The sequence below is a fragment of the Lyngbya sp. CCY1209 genome, assembly GCF_055795065.1.
This window is the reverse complement of sequence record NZ_JAYFER010000303.1, coordinates 1-18,430: the sequence shown is the minus strand read 5'-3', so window position 1 is coordinate 18,430 and position 18,430 is coordinate 1. Positions and strand designations below refer to the sequence as shown.

The following is an 18,430-nucleotide window of genomic DNA, read 5'->3' as shown; positions in this document are numbered from 1 at the left end:
AATGCAAAATTTTAAAATCAGTTCGGTTGCCACAATTTTACCCCTCGCCTATTTGACGACTTGGTGTTGTGCGCCCACATTTGCTCAAGTGATCCCCGATCGCACTCTGGGCGATGAAAACTCGGTCGTCACGCCCAATGTTACGATCAATGGGATAGAGAGCGATCGCATCGACGGCGGCGCGATTCGCGGTTCCAACCTGTTCCACAGTTTTGAAGAATTCAACGTCCAATCCGGGCGCGGCGTTTACTTTTCCAACCCCGACGGCATCGCCAACATCCTCAGCCGCGTCACCGGGGGCAACGCTTCAAACATTCTGGGAACTTTGGGGGTTTTGGGAGATGCAAATTTATTTTTAATCAACCCCAATGGCATCATTTTCGGCCCCGACGCCCAACTGGATATCAACGGTTCCTTCTACGGTTCCACCGCCGACAGTCTCTTATTTGAAAATAACTTCGAGTTTTCCAGTTCCGACCCCCAAGCACCGCCACTGTTGACGGTGAACGTACCCATCGGGTTACGATTGCCCGAAAATCCGGCCAGCATTATTAACCGCGCCGCCGTTGCGGATGCCGAGGGCAGAATTCTCGGCTTGGAAGTCCCGGCGGGAAACAGTTTGTTATTGGTGGGCGGGGATATCATTATTGATGGCGGGGGATTGAATGCACCCGGAGGATATATTGAACTGGGAGGACTCACAGAAGCCGGAATTATCGGCTTGAGTGGCAGTGGAAATAAACTGGAATTGAGTTTTCCTGAAAATGCCCTTTTAAGCGATATCACCCTCGCCAATGATGCCTGGGTTAGCGTGCGCGGCACTGGAGGGGGAGATATTGCCGTAACCGCCGGCACTTTGACGGCGACGGACGGCGGGTTTTTATTGGCGGGAACGGAAGGCGCGGGGGATGGCGGAAATATTGCGATCGCGACTAACAGCATTCAAATTTCTGGGGAAAGCGGTTTCTACAATCAAGCCACGCCGGAAAGTACGGGAAATGCCGGTGATATTGTCATCCAAACGAATAGTTTTAGCGCCACATCGGGGGGTGAGGTGCAGTCATTAACTGGAGGAAACGGCAATGCTGGAAATATCGATTTGACCGCCACCAATTCCGTCGAATTGATCGACAGTTTCATTGAAACTCTAGCTCTCGAAGGAGCTTCTGGCAATGCTGGAAATATTGCCGTTACAACCGGGACTTATTTATCATCGGGTGAAAATGGCTATCTGTGGACGGGAACCCTCGAAGGAGGCAGAAATGCCGGAAATGTTACAGTTAATGCTGATGCCGTCACTCTTTTAAATGAAAGTAGTATTGATACGGCAAATCGCTTTGGACTTGGCAATGCCGGAAATATTGAGATTAACGCCACAAACGACATCCGTTTATCTGGAGAAAGTTATCTCGGTGCCGGATCTGTCGGCCAGGGAAATGCGGGTGATGTCACCTTGAGAGCGGGGGGAGCGATTGAGTTTGACAATAGCGATATTTTTAACGCCGTATCGACGAGTTCATTCGGTGAAGGTGGAGAACTCAATATTACGGCGCGATCGCTCTTTCTGGATAACAATTCTACTCTGGGAAGTTTCTCGGGATCTGAAGAAGGGGGAGCCGGTGATGTGACGATCCGAACGACGGAGTTTGTCACCTTGGATAATGATAGCAGTGTGTCAGCATTTTCCAGCAACAATGGACGGGGCGGAAATATTTTCATTCAAACCGGTCGCTTGAACGTGCTGGGCGGGTCTAATTTGCTTGCCAATGTGGTGGGAAATCAGCCCGCCGGAAGTTTGACAATTAATGCTTCGGAATCGGTGGAAGTTGGCGGTTTTGAGGGTGAAAGTATTCCCGGTATATTTTCCGGAAGCTTTGTTTCCATTGATACCAGCGGTGACGGAAATGCGGGTAATTTGACGATTAATACCAAAAGGCTTGTCGTCCGAGATGGAGCCAGAATATCAGCAGAAACATTTGAAGGTTTGGGTTTTGGGGGAACCATAGTTATTAACGCTTCCGAGTCGATCGCACTTCTGGGAAATACCCCAGATGGGTTAAATGCCAGCCAAATTAATGTTCGCACTGGTGGGGAAGGCTCGGCGGGAAATATCAGGATTACTACAGGACAGTTGACCGTTCAGGATGGTGGAAGTATTTCTGCTTTGACAATCGATCGCGGTTCCGGTGGAACCATAGACATTAATGCTTCTGATTTCGTAGATGTGAGGGGTCGGCGATTTTTTGGCGAGTTTTCAAGTGTGATCGATACGGAAACGATCGGAACGGGAAATGCAGGAAGTATCAATATTACAACGGGTCAATTATTCGTGCAAGAGGGAGGCGAAATTAATGCTTCAACTGTAGGGGAAGGGGAAGGCGGGAACCTACAAATTCGAGCCTTGGAATCGCTGGAAGTGGTTGGAGATGACAGCCAAATGACAACCGAAACTAGAGGAGAAAAACGGGCGGGTAACATTGAAATCGACACACCTAATTTGAGGATCTGGGAGGGGGGAGAAATTTCGACTGCGACTTCGGGAGCCGGTGCGGGGGGGACTCTCAATATCAATGCACGAGATTCGATTCTGTTGGTCGGAACTGATGGGTTGGATAGTGAAATTTCCACCGAAAGTAATGATGTGGGAAATGCGGGAAATTTGACCATTCAAACTCGCCAATTGACCGTCCGAGATGGAGCGGGTATTTCGGCGGCAACTGCGGGAGAGGGTCCGGGGGGAACGTTAAATGTCAATGTTTCCGAGTCGGTGACGTTGACGGGAGTATCCGGGGAGAGTCTAATTCCGAGTCGGTTATCGACGAGTACATTGGGAAATCAACCCGCCGGAAATCTGAATATTAATACCCCCTATTTGAGAGTTGAAAATGGCGCGATCGCGGAAACGAGTACCAGCGGCGGGGGTGCGGCGGGGACGTTGCGGGTGAATGCGCCCGATGTGGAGGTCCTGGGAACGTCCGCGAGCGGCAGTCCCAGCGGTCTGCGGGCTTCGGTCGATCGCCGGAGTGCAACCGGGTCTGGAGGCAATATCATTCTGAATGCGGAACGTCTGGGCGTCAGAAATGGGGGGCAAATTTCGACGGCAACCGAAGGAATTGGCAGGGCGGGAGATGTGGCGATCACGGCTTCTCAGGTGGAAGTGACGGGAATTGCGGCTAACGGAGTCAACCGCAGTCGCATCTCCGCCGAAACTTTCCAAAACTCCATCGGAGACGGGGGAAATTTGAGATTGTCGGGCGATCGATTAACCGTTGAAAATCAAGGTCAAATTACTGTCAGCAGTACCGGGGAAGGAGTCGCCGGAAATTTAGAAATTAACGTTCCATCTATCACTTTAGAAAACCGAGCCAGCCTCGACGCCGAAACCACCGGAGGTCAAGGCAACATTGTCATTAATGCCGAAGATCTCATCCTCCGCCACCAAAGCGACATCACCACCAACGCCACCGGAGAAGCCACGGGGGGCAACATCACCATCGATACAGAAAACCTTGTCGCATTAGAAAATAGCGACATTTCCGCCAATGCTGAAGATGCCTTCGGCGGTCGAATTACGATTAATGCTTTGGGCATTTTTGGCACCGAATTCAGAGACAGAGAAACCGACAGAAGCGACATCACCGCTACCTCGGAACTCGGGCCGGCTTTCAGCGGCGAAGTCAATTTGAATACCCCCGACGTTGACCCCAGTGCCGGACTGGTGGAATTTGACGATTCTATTCAAGATATCTCTTCTTTGATCGACCAAAATCTTTGTCAAGAAGGACAGGGCAGCGAATTCACCATCACCGGACAGGGCGGCTTGCCTCCCACCCCCCGAGATCCTCTCAGTCCCAGTCGTTTGTGGGAAGATTCGCGAGTTCCGACGACTCCAGAAACCGTCACCCCAACTGAATCGGAATTTGTCGAAGCTCAGGGTTGGGTGAAAACTCCGGAGGGCATTCAATTAATTGTCAATCCCGATCGCGCTACCCCCGCCCGCCCCTGGCTGATTCCGCCCAATTGCGAACAGTTGAACTCGCAAAATTCGCCATCTTATTTAATTGCAAGTACCGCTTTTGTCGCCCAAGCTACCGCACCGGAACCGCTCCAAGTTACGATTGAAGACTTTGACTTTGAGGGCAACACGGCTTTCAGCGATGAGGAATTAAAACAACAACTGAAACCCTATTTAGGGAAACCCATCACTTTCGCCGAATTGATCGCGGCTCGCACCGCCATCACCCAACTTTACACCGACCATAATTATATCACATCCGGCGCTTTTATTCCACCCCAAACTATCCCAAATGATGGGACTGTAACTTTGATAGTTGTCGAGGGAAAAGTTGATGAAATCAACGTCAAGATTGAAGGGAGATTAAATGAAAATTATATCAGAAGTCGTCTGGAACGGGCGACATCTGCCCCGTTGAATCAAGAGAAACTGTTGGAAGCGTTGCAGCTATTGCAACTCGATCCGCTGGTGGAAAAGATCTCCGCCGAACTGTCGGCGGGGGTGCGGCCGGATACGAGTATTTTGGATGTGGAAGTGGTGACGGATGATGACTGGGAAATCGAGGCGATCGCGAACAACGGAAGAGTCCCCAGCGTGGGCAGTTTTCGGCGGGGGGTGGGGCTCGGCTACGGCAATTTGACGGGAATGGGCGATCGCTTCCATCTCGCCTACGCCAACACCGACGGCAGCAACACCGTAGACGCATTTTATTCGATTCCGGTCAATTCTCGCGACGGCCGCATCGAATTGTCCTACCGCCGCCAAGATAACCGGGTGGTGGAGTGGCCGTTTGAAAGACTCGATATCGAATCGGATTCCAACACCTACGAAATCGCTTTCCGACAACCGATTGTACGGACGCCCCGCCAAGAGTTCAGTTTGGGTTTGGCGGCGACGATAAGGGACAGTCAGACCTCGATTTTGGGGACGAATTATCCCCTCTCTGAAGGGGCGAATGATGACGGAGAAACGAACCTGTCAATTTTGCGTTTTTTCCAGGAATATCAGCGCCGGGGTGACGATCAGGTTTTCGCGGCTTATTCCGAGTTTAATTTGGGGTTGGGAATTTTCGGGGCGACGGTGAATGATAACGAACCGGACGGACGGTTTTTCTACTGGCGGGGACAGGGACAGTGGGTGCGGCGGTTGGCTGAGGATACCTTGTTTGTGGTGGGTGCGGACGTGCAGTTGTCGGCGTCGAATTTGGTGCCGATGGAACGGTTCAGTTTGGGGGGATATCGCAGCGTCAGGGGTTATCGCCAGGATACTCGTTTAAGCGATAGCGGTGCCTTCGGGACGGTGGAGGTGCGGTTGCCGATTCCGTGGATTTCCGGGGAGGATACGCTATTTCAAATTGTGCCCTTTGTGGATGCCGGTATCGGGTGGAATAGTGACGGGGAAGAGGTTCCGGGTCCGAATGGTTTGGCGTCGGTGGGGTTGGGTTTGCAGGCGAGTTTGTGGGATACAATTAATCTGCGGTTGGATTATGGGATTCCGCTGGTTGATGTGAATTCCCGCGATCGCACTTGGCAGGAAGGCGGGTTTTATTTTTCGGTGTTTTCTGCACCGTTTTAAGGAGGTATGGACATGAAATTTATCAGGAGATATCTTTACCCCCCTCAGTCCCCCCTTGGTAAGGGAAGAATAATCAAATGGATGGCGATCGCACTCTTGGCCTTTTGTCTCAGTCTCGGACTGCATTTTATGTCTCCGGTTTTGGCGACATCCTCCCCGGCGAATTTAGTCCAGCAGGGCAATCAATTGTTGCGGCAGGGGAAAGCCGAGGCTGCTTTGGAAGTGTGGCAAAAAGCGGAGGAGATTTATCGCAAAAATAATGATATAATTGGGGCGATCGGCAGTCAAGTGAATCAGGCGCAGGCGTTGACCGATTTGGGATTTTATCGGCGTTCCTGCGATACCGTTTTGGAAGCGTTTGGGAATAATTTGCAGTGCGATCGCCTGACGGATACTTTGCTAAATGAGGTTCTGGAAACTTTCGATACTGCCAACAATAACTTGAATTTCCAGGGCTTGCAAAGTCTGGGAAACGGACTGCGGGCGATCGGGAAGTTGGATCTATCTCAACGGGTATTGGAAGCGAGTTTGGAATTGGCAGAAGATGCCAATACCGAAGGGCAAGCATTGCTCAATTTGGGCAATACAACCCGCTCTCAATCCGGACGTGCAGCCAATTTTAAGCCGAAAAAAAAATCTGAGAGAGAAGCACTTCAAAATCTGATTTTAAAAGGATTATCTGACTATCAACAGGCGGCGACTATTTCTCCCGATCGCTTGATACAGATTCAGTCAACCATCAATCATCTCAGTTTTTTGATCCAATTTAATCAATGGTTGAGAGAGGGCGATCGCGACAACTTACTGGAACCTCACGTCCAGTTTCAGGGGGAAAAATTGCCGGAAATTATCGGGAGTATCAACCGAATCGAACCCGAACCGCAATCCATTAAAGCAGCAATTAAATTGGCGGAATTATTGACCGATCTCGAACGTCAAGAAACCAATCCAATCGTCGAAAAACTGACCGCCAATTTGGCAGAATTGATCCGATCCGGTTTCGTCGAAGGAGAATTGCTCGAACCCGCGATTAAACGGGCAGAAACAATCAACAATTATCGCCTGGAAGCCTACGGTATGGGAGTCCGGGCGACACTCTATCAAACCCGTGGAGAACTGGAAACGGCGCTGAATTTGAGCGATGCAGCTTTGGCGATCGCGCAAAAGGTTTCGGCTTCGGATATCGCCTATCAGCTTCAGGAACAGGTGGGGGATATTTACAACCAAAAAGGTAACTCGAAAGCGGCACTGGAGGCGTACACATCCGCCTTCAATACCCTGCAAGTTTTGCGGCGAAATTTGGTGGCGTTAAATCGAGATCTTCAGTTCGATTTCCGCGATCGCATCGAACCCCTGTATCGAAAATTGGTGGCGTTGCTGCTGCAACCGGAACCGGGTTCGACTCAACCCAGCCTGTCCCATCTGAAAGCCGCCCGCGAGGTGATCGAATCTTTGCAACTGGCGGAATTGGACAACTTTTTTCAGGACGCCTGCGTGAGTGCGGAGAATATCAATATCGACGAAATTGACGAACATTCTGCGGTGATTTATCCTGTGATAGCACCCGATCAATTGGGGGTGATTGTTAAGTTGCCGGGGGCCGATAATTTTCGTTACAGTTCGGTGAGCGATCGCGACTTTGAAACCCAATTTAATGAACGTCTCTCCCAACTCAAAAGAACGATGATGACCGCGCGACTGCCGGTCGGCGAAACCAAGTCGTTATCCGGTCAAATTTATCGGTGGTTGATCGAGCCGTTTGAAGCCGATTTAGAAGCAGATTTAGAGCGGGATGAAAGTCAGATCAAAACGTTGGTTTTCGTGTTGGATGGGTTGCTCCGAAATATTCCCATGTCCGTATTATATGACGGCGATCGCGATCGCTATTTGGTGGAACGGTACGCGATCGCGGTGGTACCCGGTTTGCAGTTGATCGATCCGAATCCTTTGTTAAAAGAGCAGGTGCAGGCGTTGACGGCGGGAATCGCTCAAGAAGCCCCGAGTTTTGCCGTGGAAGGGTTCGCCGCTTTGCAATATGTCGAACCGGAACTGAAAGCCATCCGGGAAACCGTACCGGAATCCGAAAAGTTAGCCGACGACCAATTCACAAAAATGAACGTTCAAATTCAGATCAATTCCGAACCGTTTACCATCGTCCATATTGCCACCCACGGACAGTTTAGTTCCAACCCCGACGACACTTTTATTTTGGATTGGAACGAGCGCATTAATGTGCGAGATTTAGATCGACTGCTGCAAACTCAGGAGGTGCAGGAATCGGACCGGCCGATCGAATTGCTCATTTTAAGTGCCTGCCAAACTGCCACCGGGGACACGCGGGCCGCCTTGGGTTTGGCGGGGGTTTCGATTCGAGCCGGTGCCCGCAGCGTGTTGGCGAGTTTGTGGAGTGTCAATGATGCCTCGACGGCTGAATTTATGAAACAATTTTATCGGCAGTTGTTGCAGTCCGGCAGTTCGCAACTGAGAAAAGCCGAGGCTCTCCGGGAAGTGCAAATTGGCTTTATCCGGCGACAAATTAAACCGAATAGCGATTACTACAAACCCTATTATTGGTCGCCATTTATTCTGGTTGGAAATTGGCTGTAGTTAAGGTTGTGGGACGGCACGACCCGCGATCGGCTCCCGCGAAATGTCTTCCAAACCGGCCTCTTCATCGCCCAACAGTTGCGTCCAAAGCTCCCGAATTTGGGCGTTTTGAGGGTCTTCTAAAAGTAGACTTCCCAATGCTGTTACCGCGTCATACCACAGTCCATTTCGAGCGTAAATCCTCGCCCGTTCCGGGGCCGTTTGAGCAGATTTCAACTCCGTTTCGATGGCGGGGTCGGAAACTCGCGTGACGACCCCTTTCAGCGAAACCGTCGGCGGCGAGGCGGGGTCGATAGAGTCCCCAGCACAATCCATTTCAAAATACCAGCGGTAGGTGCGGCTTACTTCCAAAGGGGGAACCGTTTCCGGAGGGGAAATGGCGACAATTCCGGGGGTGTTTTTAAGTTGTAGTTGTGTCCCCCAAATTTCAACTTCTCCGGCTTCATCTTGAAGGGAAAATATTGCCGAATTGACATCGGATGAACTGTAAGGAATGTAAATCCAAAATGTGGGGCGATCGCCGAGCGTTAAATCGAGCAAATTCTGGCGACCTACCACGGCAGTCAGGGGAATTTCCGTTGGGACACAGATCCCCCGCGTTCCCGGCCCGCTGTCGGATTCGGGGGGTTCTCGGTTGGCTTGCGGTATAAATTGGATGGGTTCCTCGGAAGAGTCTGATTGGGCAATTGACGGGAAAGTTGAACTCAGAAGGACGATCGCGATCGACGATAGTATGGACTTGGTAAATGCCATGAAGATCAGATTAGGAATTAGAACGCCCAATTATTATAGCTAAACCCGTGCCGGTGACCAATAGTGTCAGGGCAGCCGGGACGAAGGGAATCCATCCCCCCTGCACAAATAGGACGGCGCAAACCCCATATAAAACGATCAGCGCGACACCATTTCCGACGATCAAAAATAGGGGCGATCGCGAATATAAAAAGAGTGCCGATCCGACGGCAGACCACAAACCGATCCAGAGGAATTCGACGGGCGACGGCCACCACCAAATCAGGGGGCGATCGTCGAGAACCGCACTGATAATTTGACTGACCATGTGGGCTTCAATTTCGACACCCGTGAGGCGTTTATTCCCCCACTTCCCCGCCCCGATGGGAGCCAACCAGCGGTTGTCTTTGAAGCTGGGATCGACGGTTCCGATGATCACGATGCGATCGCGGAATTTGTCGGGATCGACTTGTTGCTTCAAAACATTTTCTAAGGTGACGGCGGAGGCAATTTGATCGGTGGCGCGATAATTTAACATCACTTGATAACCCCGGGAATCGATATCGTGGTAGCCAGCGGTATGTTGGCGGAGGGTTTTAAAAACGGTGTCGCCGAATTGGGGATAATCGCGGGAATTAATTTGAAAATTTAACTTTTTATTTGCGAGATAAAAACGCGCCAATTGCAAACTAAAAGACTCTCGGGTGGGACAATTTAAACCAGCCGGATTGACGGCGAGTAGATGGCGACGGAGTACATAATCCGGGTCGGATACGACATTGTTAAATCCCAAGCGATCGCGGGGAATATTCGGCGGTGGCGGGACTCCCGGCCGTTCCGGCTGTCCGTATTCGCAGATGGCGACGAGGCGATCGCTCGTTGCGAACAAATTTTTCAGTTGTTCAAATTCCGCCGGGATGGGATTTTCTCGGTAAACTAACAGTCCGATCGCCCTCGGTTGATACCGTTCTAAGGTTTGCAATAATAACTCCAAACTCCGATTGGAAAGGGAGGCTCCTTGCCGTTCCGCCGCCGGTTGAGATTGAACATCTTCAGCGGTAATCGTCACCAATGCGAGGCGCGGGTCGGGATTTTCCTCGGGTCGAATTTGCATGAAATGGTCGTAGGCTCGGAGTTCCCATTGCTGTAAAAAACCCAGCGATCGCATCCCCCAAACCAAACCCGTCGCCGCAGCGACGACCGATAAAATAATCAAAAATTGTCGCCATTTCGGTCGCTTTATTTTTTCGATTTTAGACGTTTCTCGAATCCAATTTAGAAAATCAACGGGTTGATTTTGGAGGATCAGATCGTTCCAGGTGGGAGGAATATAGCCCGGATTTTGACATAAAACGGGCAGCCAACTCGCGCAGGGAAACTCCCGCTCAAAATCGTCGTGAAGGCGCTCTCTCGCCCGTCGGACGGCGATATAAAGGGACTCGCCCCCAGCAAATTCCTTCAGGAAATGTTTGAGAAATTCTTGGGCGATGCGATCGGGAACCACTTCCCGCATCACGATCATTTGGGGAATATTCAAGTCGTCCAATTGGCGGGCCAAACCCAACCCGTCGCAGGAATTAAAAATCGCCAATTTTAACCCCCGCTCCACGGATTTTCGCAACCCGTACCACAACTCTTCCACGGTCAAACTGTCGTGGGGATTGATATAAATTCTGCCCGTCTCTCCCTCGGTTTCGCTGTGTCCGGCAAAAAAGATAATATCCCAGGATTGCTCCCAGAGGCGATCGTTAATGTGCCGGTGTTCGGGTTCGATTAAAATCGTCGGGTCGGCTTGGGGTAAACTTTTAATAATGTTTAAATCTGCTTCCGTATCGATCCCGTCCCGATGGCCGATGATGACCAGAATTTTAACCCTTGATGCCCTCGGATAATTGTCGTCGTATTTCGGCGATTCGATTTCCACTGGACTGAGGGCTAATTCGGCTTTGGGATAGCTGGCAAAAAAGTCCCACAGGTGCAGCGGCAATTTTTTCAAGTTCGCGTCATTCGTGCGGAGCAAAACTTGAATTTCTTCATCTCGGTTCAACTCCTCACGCAACCGCTTGTCGAGGGGCCGAAAATCCTCGTCATCTAACCAAGAACCGAGTCGCTTTTCCAACTCCCGTGCGGAAACCTGACAGGCTTGAATGCGTTCCCGAGTCGAGCCTCTGACGATCCGTTTCGGCTTGATCCGGGCCGGAGAATTGAGATTTCGATATTGATGTTGCCAATGTTGATTTAGGTGTGCCAATAATTCCGGATTTGCCGGCAAATGCCCCCGTTTTTCGACCAGCGTTTTTCCGTTCGGTGTCCGGACTTCCAAGTTGACATTGAAGCCGCTTTCTGCCCAGCTTCCATCGAATCGGATGGCGACAATTTTAGCCATATTGCCAATCCCCTCAGATCGAAAATTTTTCGGTCAGGATCGTCTCTTTCCAGATGATTTGTACGCCAAAAAACTCTCCCGACTCCCCGCCAAACTCGAATCTCAAACTTTCGCTCCCGCAGGCTTCGGCTTGCATCACAGATTTGCCCCCTTCATCGACGATCGCCAATTGTAATTCTTGGGGTAATTTCAACTCCGGATCTTGGGGAAATAATTCCACGTAAACTTGCACTTCCGAAGCGGTTTCCTGGCCGATGCCGACGCACAAGCAGACTTTTTCTCCCGTCGGTTTCAACTCGATCCACTTGCCCCGCTCGATCGCGGGAATTTCGACCGGCGATCGCCGATTTCTAAAGCTGAACCTCAATTCGTCTCGGGGAGGATTGAGATGCCGTTCCAGGGTGTCGATCGCTTCCCAACCCGCCTCACAAACTCCTCCGATCCAATTGCTCAACTGGGATACCATTTCGGCGACGGGAGCCCGTTCGAGTTCGCCGATGCGTTCCAAAAAATCGTCGAGCGGCTGCAAATTTTGCAGCAAAATGGCATCGGAATCGACGCTTTCGACGAACCCCAGCAACTCCGCGCGATCGCCCGATTCGCTCAATTTTACGGCCAGATAACCGACGCGATCGCCCCACACTTCCGGCGGAATTTCCACCGCCGAAGCATCCGAAAAAACCGGGCGACATTCGACCTTTCCGATCTGAGCGAGGCACAAATCCGCCACGTCTGCAAGGGTTTGCATCACCGGATTCCAGCTTTCACTGGCTTGCAAATCGGTGTCAATTCCCATGCACTTGCAATAATAGTTGACCGCCAGAATCGCCAACGTATTATGATAAACTTTTTCCGCTTTAGCTTCCGCGACGTGACGGCTCCCGAATTGTCGGGCAATGTCGCGATCGCGGGCGGTGAGCGGAATGGTAAATTTCAGAGATGTCAAGTTTTCCATTGTCAGCATTGTTACTCTAATCTAGATTTGCACGTCCCCTTTGATTTGCTCCGAAAATTGTTTCAGGCAACGTTGATAAAAATCTGAAAGCGTCGAAATCTTGACTCCCAAATCCGTCGAAATCTGTTCCCAACTGTCTCCCGCCATGCGGCGTTTGACCAGCACCTTAAAATTCGCCTCCGGATGCCCCCGAATGTGTTTTTGCTCGAACCTCCCTTCGGGATCTTCCTCGATATACTGTCGGACCAGCTCGGACAAAGACGGATTCGATTCTCGGGAATTTTCAACGGTAACTTCCTCATTAATTTCGACCGTTTTTATTGCAGTTTTCTTGCCCATCACCTCCGCGATCGCATCCACAAAAAACCGTTTTTCTAACAAAAAGTTGACCCACCGCATCACCGGACCGCTCTCCGGTTTGTAGCGGTCGATCTGTCCGCAGACGTAGAGCATCAGGTTCTGAACCGCTATTTGGTAAATCTCCTCATAGCGATCGACAAATTGACCCTGACGAGGACGACACAAGCGGCCGGAGTTCAAAATCTCCTGAACCAGGCGAGTCAGGGCTTTCCGCCGTTCCCGAGAGCGGTCGGGGTGCCCTCGGGCCGCGATCGCCAGTTCCCGCAGGCGTTCATCTTGCAGATGCGTCTCTGGTGAGTTCACGTTCTCCTACAGCCCTCGCACTACCGTTCTATTGTTTCTCTCAGATTTGTTAGCCAAATTTTACGGTAAATTTGAATTTTTTTCAGTCGGGACATCCGACTCCCGGCATCCGCAACAATCCTAAATTTTTTTTAAACAAGTGTCACTCGAATTCCTACGCCCATTTTTAATAAGGTGAAAAAAATCAGATTTTAGCTCAAAATTTATACGGTAATATCCCATCAATTATCCTCCGATTTAATGAAATTATCGATATTTTTTTCCTGGTGCAACCACAGATTTTGTTGGGGAATTCCGATCGCGATCCCGTCCCGTTCAAAGGCTTGCTTGACTCGGTAGCGAAATTCGCGCCCCACCGCCCACTGCTGGCTCGGCTTGGTCTTGATCAACCCCCGAATGACAACACCCGTGTGGGCGACTTCCTCCACCCCCAAAATGCTCAAAGGTTCCAGAAACAAATCTTCCCACTCGGACTCCTCTTGCATTTCCTTCGCCACCTCTTGCATCACTTCGATCGCCTTTTCGATGTCGGCGGCATAGCCGACGGATATGGTAAAATTCACCCGCGACCAATTTTTGGTCATGTTCCGGACGACCCCCACCAAACCGTTGGGAATGGTGATCAATTCCCCGTCTAAATTCCGCAATTCGGTGATGTAGAGATTCATGCTTTCCACCGCCCCCGCATACTCGTTCATCGCGATCACGTCCCCCACCGCATAGCGATCGTTGAACAAAATTAAGATGCCGTTCAATACGTCTTTGATCGTATTTTGAGAAAAATAAGTGATCGCCAAACCCACCACCCCCGCACTCGCTAGAAAAGCCGTTGAAATGCCGAGCACCTGAATCGTCCACAAAATTCCCAACGCCCAAAATAATATCGTCGTCATCCCTTTTATAGCTCGGGAAGAAGTGTTGGCTCGCAGGGCGTAACGCTGAGAAGTGGGATCGTAAAGTTGCTGTGCTTTCGCCCACCGATTCAGATAATAATCCGTCAAAAAGTCGCTGACGCGATCGGCGAGGCTGACAAACAACCAAACCAGCAAAATAAACACATATTGAGTTTCAATAATTTCGCTGTAATTGCGGGTTTCCGGATAAAGATATAAAATATGCGAGACCCCAAAAAAAACGATAAAAATTTCCCCCCACATTAAAATTCTGCGGAGCAAACGGATCAAGTTTCGCTGCTGTTTTAGGAGGCTCTGTTGTTTCAGTGAAATGGTGGGGATCTGCGACAAAAAAGATTCCGAAATTAGGCTGATAGCCAGAGCTTGTAAAGCCGGATTTTTGACGCTGTTATCCTCGGGATGTCTGCCATTTTTGGAGGGGTGGGATTGGGAATCCTCGCCGCCCCCCTTCGCGCCTTCGGACTCAGCTTTGTTGTGCCTTCCCGAACCCACGGACTCGGGATTGACTGCCATCGACTTTTCGAGGGTTTGGAGTTCCTTTTTCAAAGAGCGATCGAGTTTTCTGAGGCGCCTTTGCAGCAGCCAAATTAGTACGGTAAAGGCGACGATCAAGATCGCAATTTTCAGAGATTTTAGCAACTTGTCTTCGTACCAGGAGCGCGTATTTTCCGCCCGTTCGATAAATTCCCCGAGCGAGTCGATCAGAGCCCTTCTAATTTTCTCCTTCCAAATCGATGCCAACTCTTCGGAAGATAGCATATTATTGGCGATCGCATCCAATTCCGTCACGGTGACAATTACCTGCTGTTGCAATCCGTGTTGGGCTGGAAATGCGATCACCTCCTGATCGTTCAGCTTCCCAATTTGGAGCTCTAAGTTGTCCGGCGAAATGGGTGGCAAGCCGTGGGAAAAAAGAACTCGTTTATTAATTTCACTTTTCAAATTTTCGGTCACTTTACTAACGCCATCGAGCGGGTTCGATGCTTCCGCAGAATTATTTTCCTCTGTCAATTTTTCGGAAGACTGTGATGTTTCCTCGGTGTATTTAATCCAAGCCAAGATGATCCGTTCGAGAATTCCCTGAACCCGTCTTGCCCGCTGTTCGGCCGTCAATTCGACGGTGGCACCGACATTGGCATCCACCTCCGGATAAGTCGCCACCGTCAGCACTTTTTGACCGTGCAACCAAACGTCCGCGCACTTCAATTCACCGCACAAATAAGAGCGGTTGACATTCCAAAAAGAACTGCTCATGCCACGATTGCCGCGGGTGTTTGTTCCGTCCGAACCGCCGAACAGCGAAAGTTGCGCTTCAGAAATGCCGGGGATCAGAAACGTCAGCCCCAAACTCAAAAGGGCGATCGCGACAAATTTTTTAACGGGTTTCGATTGCAGCATTGTTGAGAACTGGTAACGGCAAATTAATCGTCTAAATTGGGACTCAAAGTTTCGACCTAACTTTCTGTCCGCCTCCAATTGCTAATATCCCAAGTGTTCGCATCCCAGGGAGTCGGATCGATCCCCGTCAAAGTATTGCTAACCCCCGTCGTCGTGGCGCGATCGACGATGGGAATCACCGCAAAATCCTCCCGCAACAATTCATCCATCTGCCGAAATAATGCCGCCCGCTTTTCCGGGTCGAGTTCCGTCATCGCCCGCTTCCACAATTCGTCATATTCCGGATTACAATAGCGGGCATAATTCGGTTTTTGCCAGCTATTTTCCTTTTGGGCAATTTCCTCGCACGTCCACCATTTCATGTGCGGCCCCGGATCGGGGCTGTCATTTCCGGTGGTAAATTCCTGCAAATCCGCATAAAAATGATTGAGAGTATCCGTATTCCCCGGATCGCCCGAAAAGAAAATACTCGGGTCGATACTCTTCAATTCCACCCCCACGCCGATCGCCTCCAAAGACTGCTTCACGATCTCCTGGGTTTTCTGCCGCACCGGGTTCACCGACGTTTGAAAAACCACCTGCATCTCCACCCCATCTTTATCCCGAATGCCGTCCCCATTGCTATCTTTCCATCCCGCCTCATCCAACAACGCCGCCGCTTTTTCCAAATTAAATTCATAGTCAATTTGATCGGAACTGTACTGCTGAGGGACGACGATCAGTTGGGCGGTAGGCCGTCCGGTGGGGCCGTAAAGTTGGTTGGAAATCGTGTCGCGATCGACCGCCAGATCGAACGCCTGCCGAACCTTTTTATCGGTAAAAAACGGGTGGGGAAACTCCACACTCGATCGCTCCCCGTCCGCCGTCGCTTGGTTCGGATCGGTAAAATTGAACATGATCCGCTCGACATAAGACCCGAAATTCGCCAAAACTTTCCCCCGTCCCGCCGCTTCCAACTGTTTGAGAATATTCGCCTCCACCTGCAAATTAAAAGCGTAGTCCGCATCCCCCGTCTGCAACACCGCCCGCGCCGCCGAAGTCGCATCGCCGCCCCCCTTCAATTCCACCCGTTCAAAATAGGGTTTTCCCGCATCCCAATAGTTGGGATTCGCCGTGTAAACGACGATATCTCCCGGCTTGAATTCTTCCACCAAAAATGGCCCCGTTCCGACGGGTTGATTGTTGGCTTCGGCTTCCCGAATGTTGGCACCGTTGTAGGGTGAAAAAATATGTTCGGGAAGGATCGCCCCCGTCTGTCCGGTAAAGGGAACCGCCCAGCCCGGAGTCACATCTTTGAAGGTAATTTTAACCGTATGATCGTCGATCGCTTCCACCGTTTCGATGCCCGAAAACGCCTCCAAATTGGAAGAGGCGACGTCGGGGTTGCTGATAAAATTGTAGGTAAAAACGACATCCTCGGCGGTGAAAGGTTCGCCGTCGGACCAGGTGACATCCGGCTTCAATTTCCACGTCACGGAACGCCCGTCCGCCGCCACGCCGCCATTTTCTTTGCTGGGAATTTCCGCCGCCAGGAAGGGCACCAGGCGATCGCTATTATCGTAACTCGCCAGGGGTTCGTACACCAACCGGGCGGCGTCGAAGTCCTTGAACCCGCTGGCGAGGTGGGGGTTGAGGATGGTGGGCGCCTGCCAGTAGAGGAGTTTGAGGGTTTTGCCGTCCGCCACGGTGGGGGCGTCCTGGGAGGTGCAGGCGGCGAAGGTGAGGGAGAGGATGCAGGAGAGGATGACGAGAGGGAGGAATAGACGCCGGATCATGATTGGGAATTGCTCAAAGTGTCCGCCTTTAGTGTTTTAGCAGAGATCGGCGCATTTTGGGAAATGTTGGTTTTGGAGGCGATCGCGTCATTAGTCAAGAAACCGGGTTTCTTTGGGAGAGTTAGGTGAGAATTGAGAGAGACTCGTAGAAACCCGGTTTCTAAATCGCTATTCCCTTCGCCGTAACTGCCAATAATCCGGTTTCCGTCTGCCATGCATGACCGCCAAAATCAAAATATACTCTGACTCAACCGTGTAGAGTATCGCATAGGGGAAACGTTGCACCAAACAGCGTCTCACTCCCGCCTCAAGCATTAGATACCGCTGAGGAGTTTCCCGGAGACGACAGACGGCATCCTCAATAGCATCAATGAACGACTGGGCAAGAGTTACATTTCTTTCGGCGTAATAGCGGACGGCTTCCGCATACTCCGCGAGGGCATCAGGATGAAAAACGTATCGCATCAATCCAGTATGGCTTTCACCTGTGCCAGGGCTGTCTCCCCTTCAATGACTTGAACCGTACCATTAAGAATTTCATCCCGCCGCCGTTTCGCTTCCACCAGCCATAAGGATTGAGTCGTTTCATCAATTTCTTGTTCGAGACTGGCGAGCAAATCGTTTACCAATTGCAGCCGCCAATCCGGGGGGAGAGCCAAAACTTCTTGTCGAATTTGTTCAAGAGACATCGTTCATTTCACGCGATCGCCTCTCTATATTATGACAGATTCCTCAATCTTTTCAATCAAAATCTTCATGATGCACTCAAAGCCACTTCGATTTCCTCAACCCGCCAAGCCGCATAAGCCAAGGATTCCCGTAAATCTTCCGGTTCCAAATAAGGATAAGCTTGCAAAATTTATTCCGTCGAACGACCGGCAGCCATCAACCCTAAAATCATGCCGACCGTCACCCTCAAACCCCGAATACAAGGTTTGCCACCCATCACTTCCGGATCGACTGTAATGCGTGTGAGTTGCTTCATGATTCTTGTTTTTAAATTTTACTTTTAATGTCGCCAATCGATATGATAACAGATTTTCCAACTTTTCAAAATCCGAACGCGATCGCTTTTGATTTTGCCGGATGGGTTGGGTTTTTGAGGGTGGCTGGTGGGGGGTAAGAAACCGGGTTTCTTTGCCAGCCGGAGATTTTGGTAAAAATCTTTGCTAATATCAGATCCGGTTTTATAACCGTACAATCTTCCCAATCCTCTTGAGAGGATTTTTGCTATTAGCTTGGGAATTGATTCCCAAGCAGTCTTGCATATCCAACTCATTTTGTTCCGAGCATTCAACCGGATTTGATATAAAATGTAACTGCGATCGCCAATTGCTCCCCCTTATCTCCCCCCTTACAAAGGGGGGTAGGGGGGGATGGGGGCGGGGGGGGATCGAAGGGGGATAATGG

General features: G+C 50.6%; 12 protein-coding genes. 2 read left to right on the top strand and 10 right to left on the bottom strand.

Features of this window, described 5'->3' with window-relative positions:
- Nucleotide 1 precedes the first annotated feature (1 nt).
- Both AC0QHF_RS08875 and AC0QHF_RS08870 read left to right on the top strand, forming a co-directional pair.
- Nucleotides 2–5,590 carry a two-partner secretion domain-containing protein gene (locus AC0QHF_RS08875; RefSeq protein WP_324703844.1) on the top strand — a complete coding sequence of 1,863 codons (5,589 nt, stop codon included), beginning with the start codon at nt 2–4 and terminating at the stop codon, nt 5,588–5,590.
- An 81-nt stretch (nt 5,591–5,671) separates the two neighbouring features.
- A complete protein-coding gene (locus tag AC0QHF_RS08870) occupies nt 5,672–8,197 on the top strand; it encodes a CHAT domain-containing protein (RefSeq protein ID WP_324703843.1) in 2,526 nt (841 codons plus the stop codon).
- Here AC0QHF_RS08870 and AC0QHF_RS08865 read toward each other — a convergent pair whose 3' ends face one another.
- The 10 genes from AC0QHF_RS08865 to AC0QHF_RS08820 all read right to left on the bottom strand — a co-directional run bounded on the left by AC0QHF_RS08865 (nt 8,198) and on the right by AC0QHF_RS08820 (nt 18,005).
- Nucleotides 8,198–8,950, bottom strand: a complete 753-nt coding sequence (locus AC0QHF_RS08865; RefSeq protein ID WP_324703842.1) for a DUF928 domain-containing protein — start codon at nt 8,948–8,950, stop codon at nt 8,198–8,200.
- A 10-nt stretch (nt 8,951–8,960) separates the two neighbouring features.
- A complete protein-coding gene (locus tag AC0QHF_RS08860; RefSeq protein ID WP_324703841.1) occupies nt 8,961–11,315 on the bottom strand; it encodes a CHASE2 domain-containing protein in 2,355 nt (784 codons plus the stop codon).
- Between the two features lie 13 nt (nt 11,316–11,328).
- A complete protein-coding gene (locus AC0QHF_RS08855) occupies nt 11,329–12,279 on the bottom strand; it encodes a DUF1822 family protein (protein ID WP_324703840.1) in 951 nt (316 codons plus the stop codon).
- A gap of 12 nt (nt 12,280–12,291) precedes the next feature.
- Entirely contained in the window at nt 12,292–12,933 is a 642-nt protein-coding gene (locus tag AC0QHF_RS08850; RefSeq protein WP_324703839.1) for a hypothetical protein, read from the bottom strand.
- Nucleotides 12,934–13,154: 221 nt separating this feature from the next.
- On the bottom strand, nt 13,155–15,245 hold the full coding sequence (locus AC0QHF_RS08845; RefSeq protein WP_324703838.1) for a mechanosensitive ion channel family protein: 2,091 nt from the start codon (nt 15,243–15,245) through the stop codon (nt 13,155–13,157).
- Nucleotides 15,246–15,301: 56 nt separating this feature from the next.
- Complete coding sequence (locus tag AC0QHF_RS08840; protein WP_324703837.1) at nt 15,302–17,020, bottom strand: peptide ABC transporter substrate-binding protein; 1,719 nt, start codon at nt 17,018–17,020, stop codon at nt 15,302–15,304.
- A gap of 168 nt (nt 17,021–17,188) precedes the next feature.
- Nucleotides 17,189–17,485, bottom strand: coding sequence for a type II toxin-antitoxin system RelE/ParE family toxin (locus tag AC0QHF_RS08835; protein WP_324703836.1), 297 nt, complete (start codon nt 17,483–17,485; stop codon nt 17,189–17,191).
- A complete protein-coding gene (locus tag AC0QHF_RS08830; protein ID WP_324703835.1) occupies nt 17,485–17,709 on the bottom strand; it encodes an addiction module protein in 225 nt (74 codons plus the stop codon). Before AC0QHF_RS08830 ends, AC0QHF_RS08835 begins: the two co-directional genes overlap by 1 nt.
- 65 nt (nt 17,710–17,774) lie before the next feature.
- On the bottom strand, nt 17,775–17,876 hold the full coding sequence (locus tag AC0QHF_RS08825) for a DUF433 domain-containing protein (RefSeq protein WP_473113626.1): 102 nt from the start codon (nt 17,874–17,876) through the stop codon (nt 17,775–17,777).
- Nucleotides 17,877–17,879: 3 nt separating this feature from the next.
- On the bottom strand, nt 17,880–18,005 hold the full coding sequence (locus tag AC0QHF_RS08820) for a DUF433 domain-containing protein (protein WP_324703834.1): 126 nt from the start codon (nt 18,003–18,005) through the stop codon (nt 17,880–17,882).
- Nucleotides 18,006–18,430 lie beyond the last annotated feature (425 nt).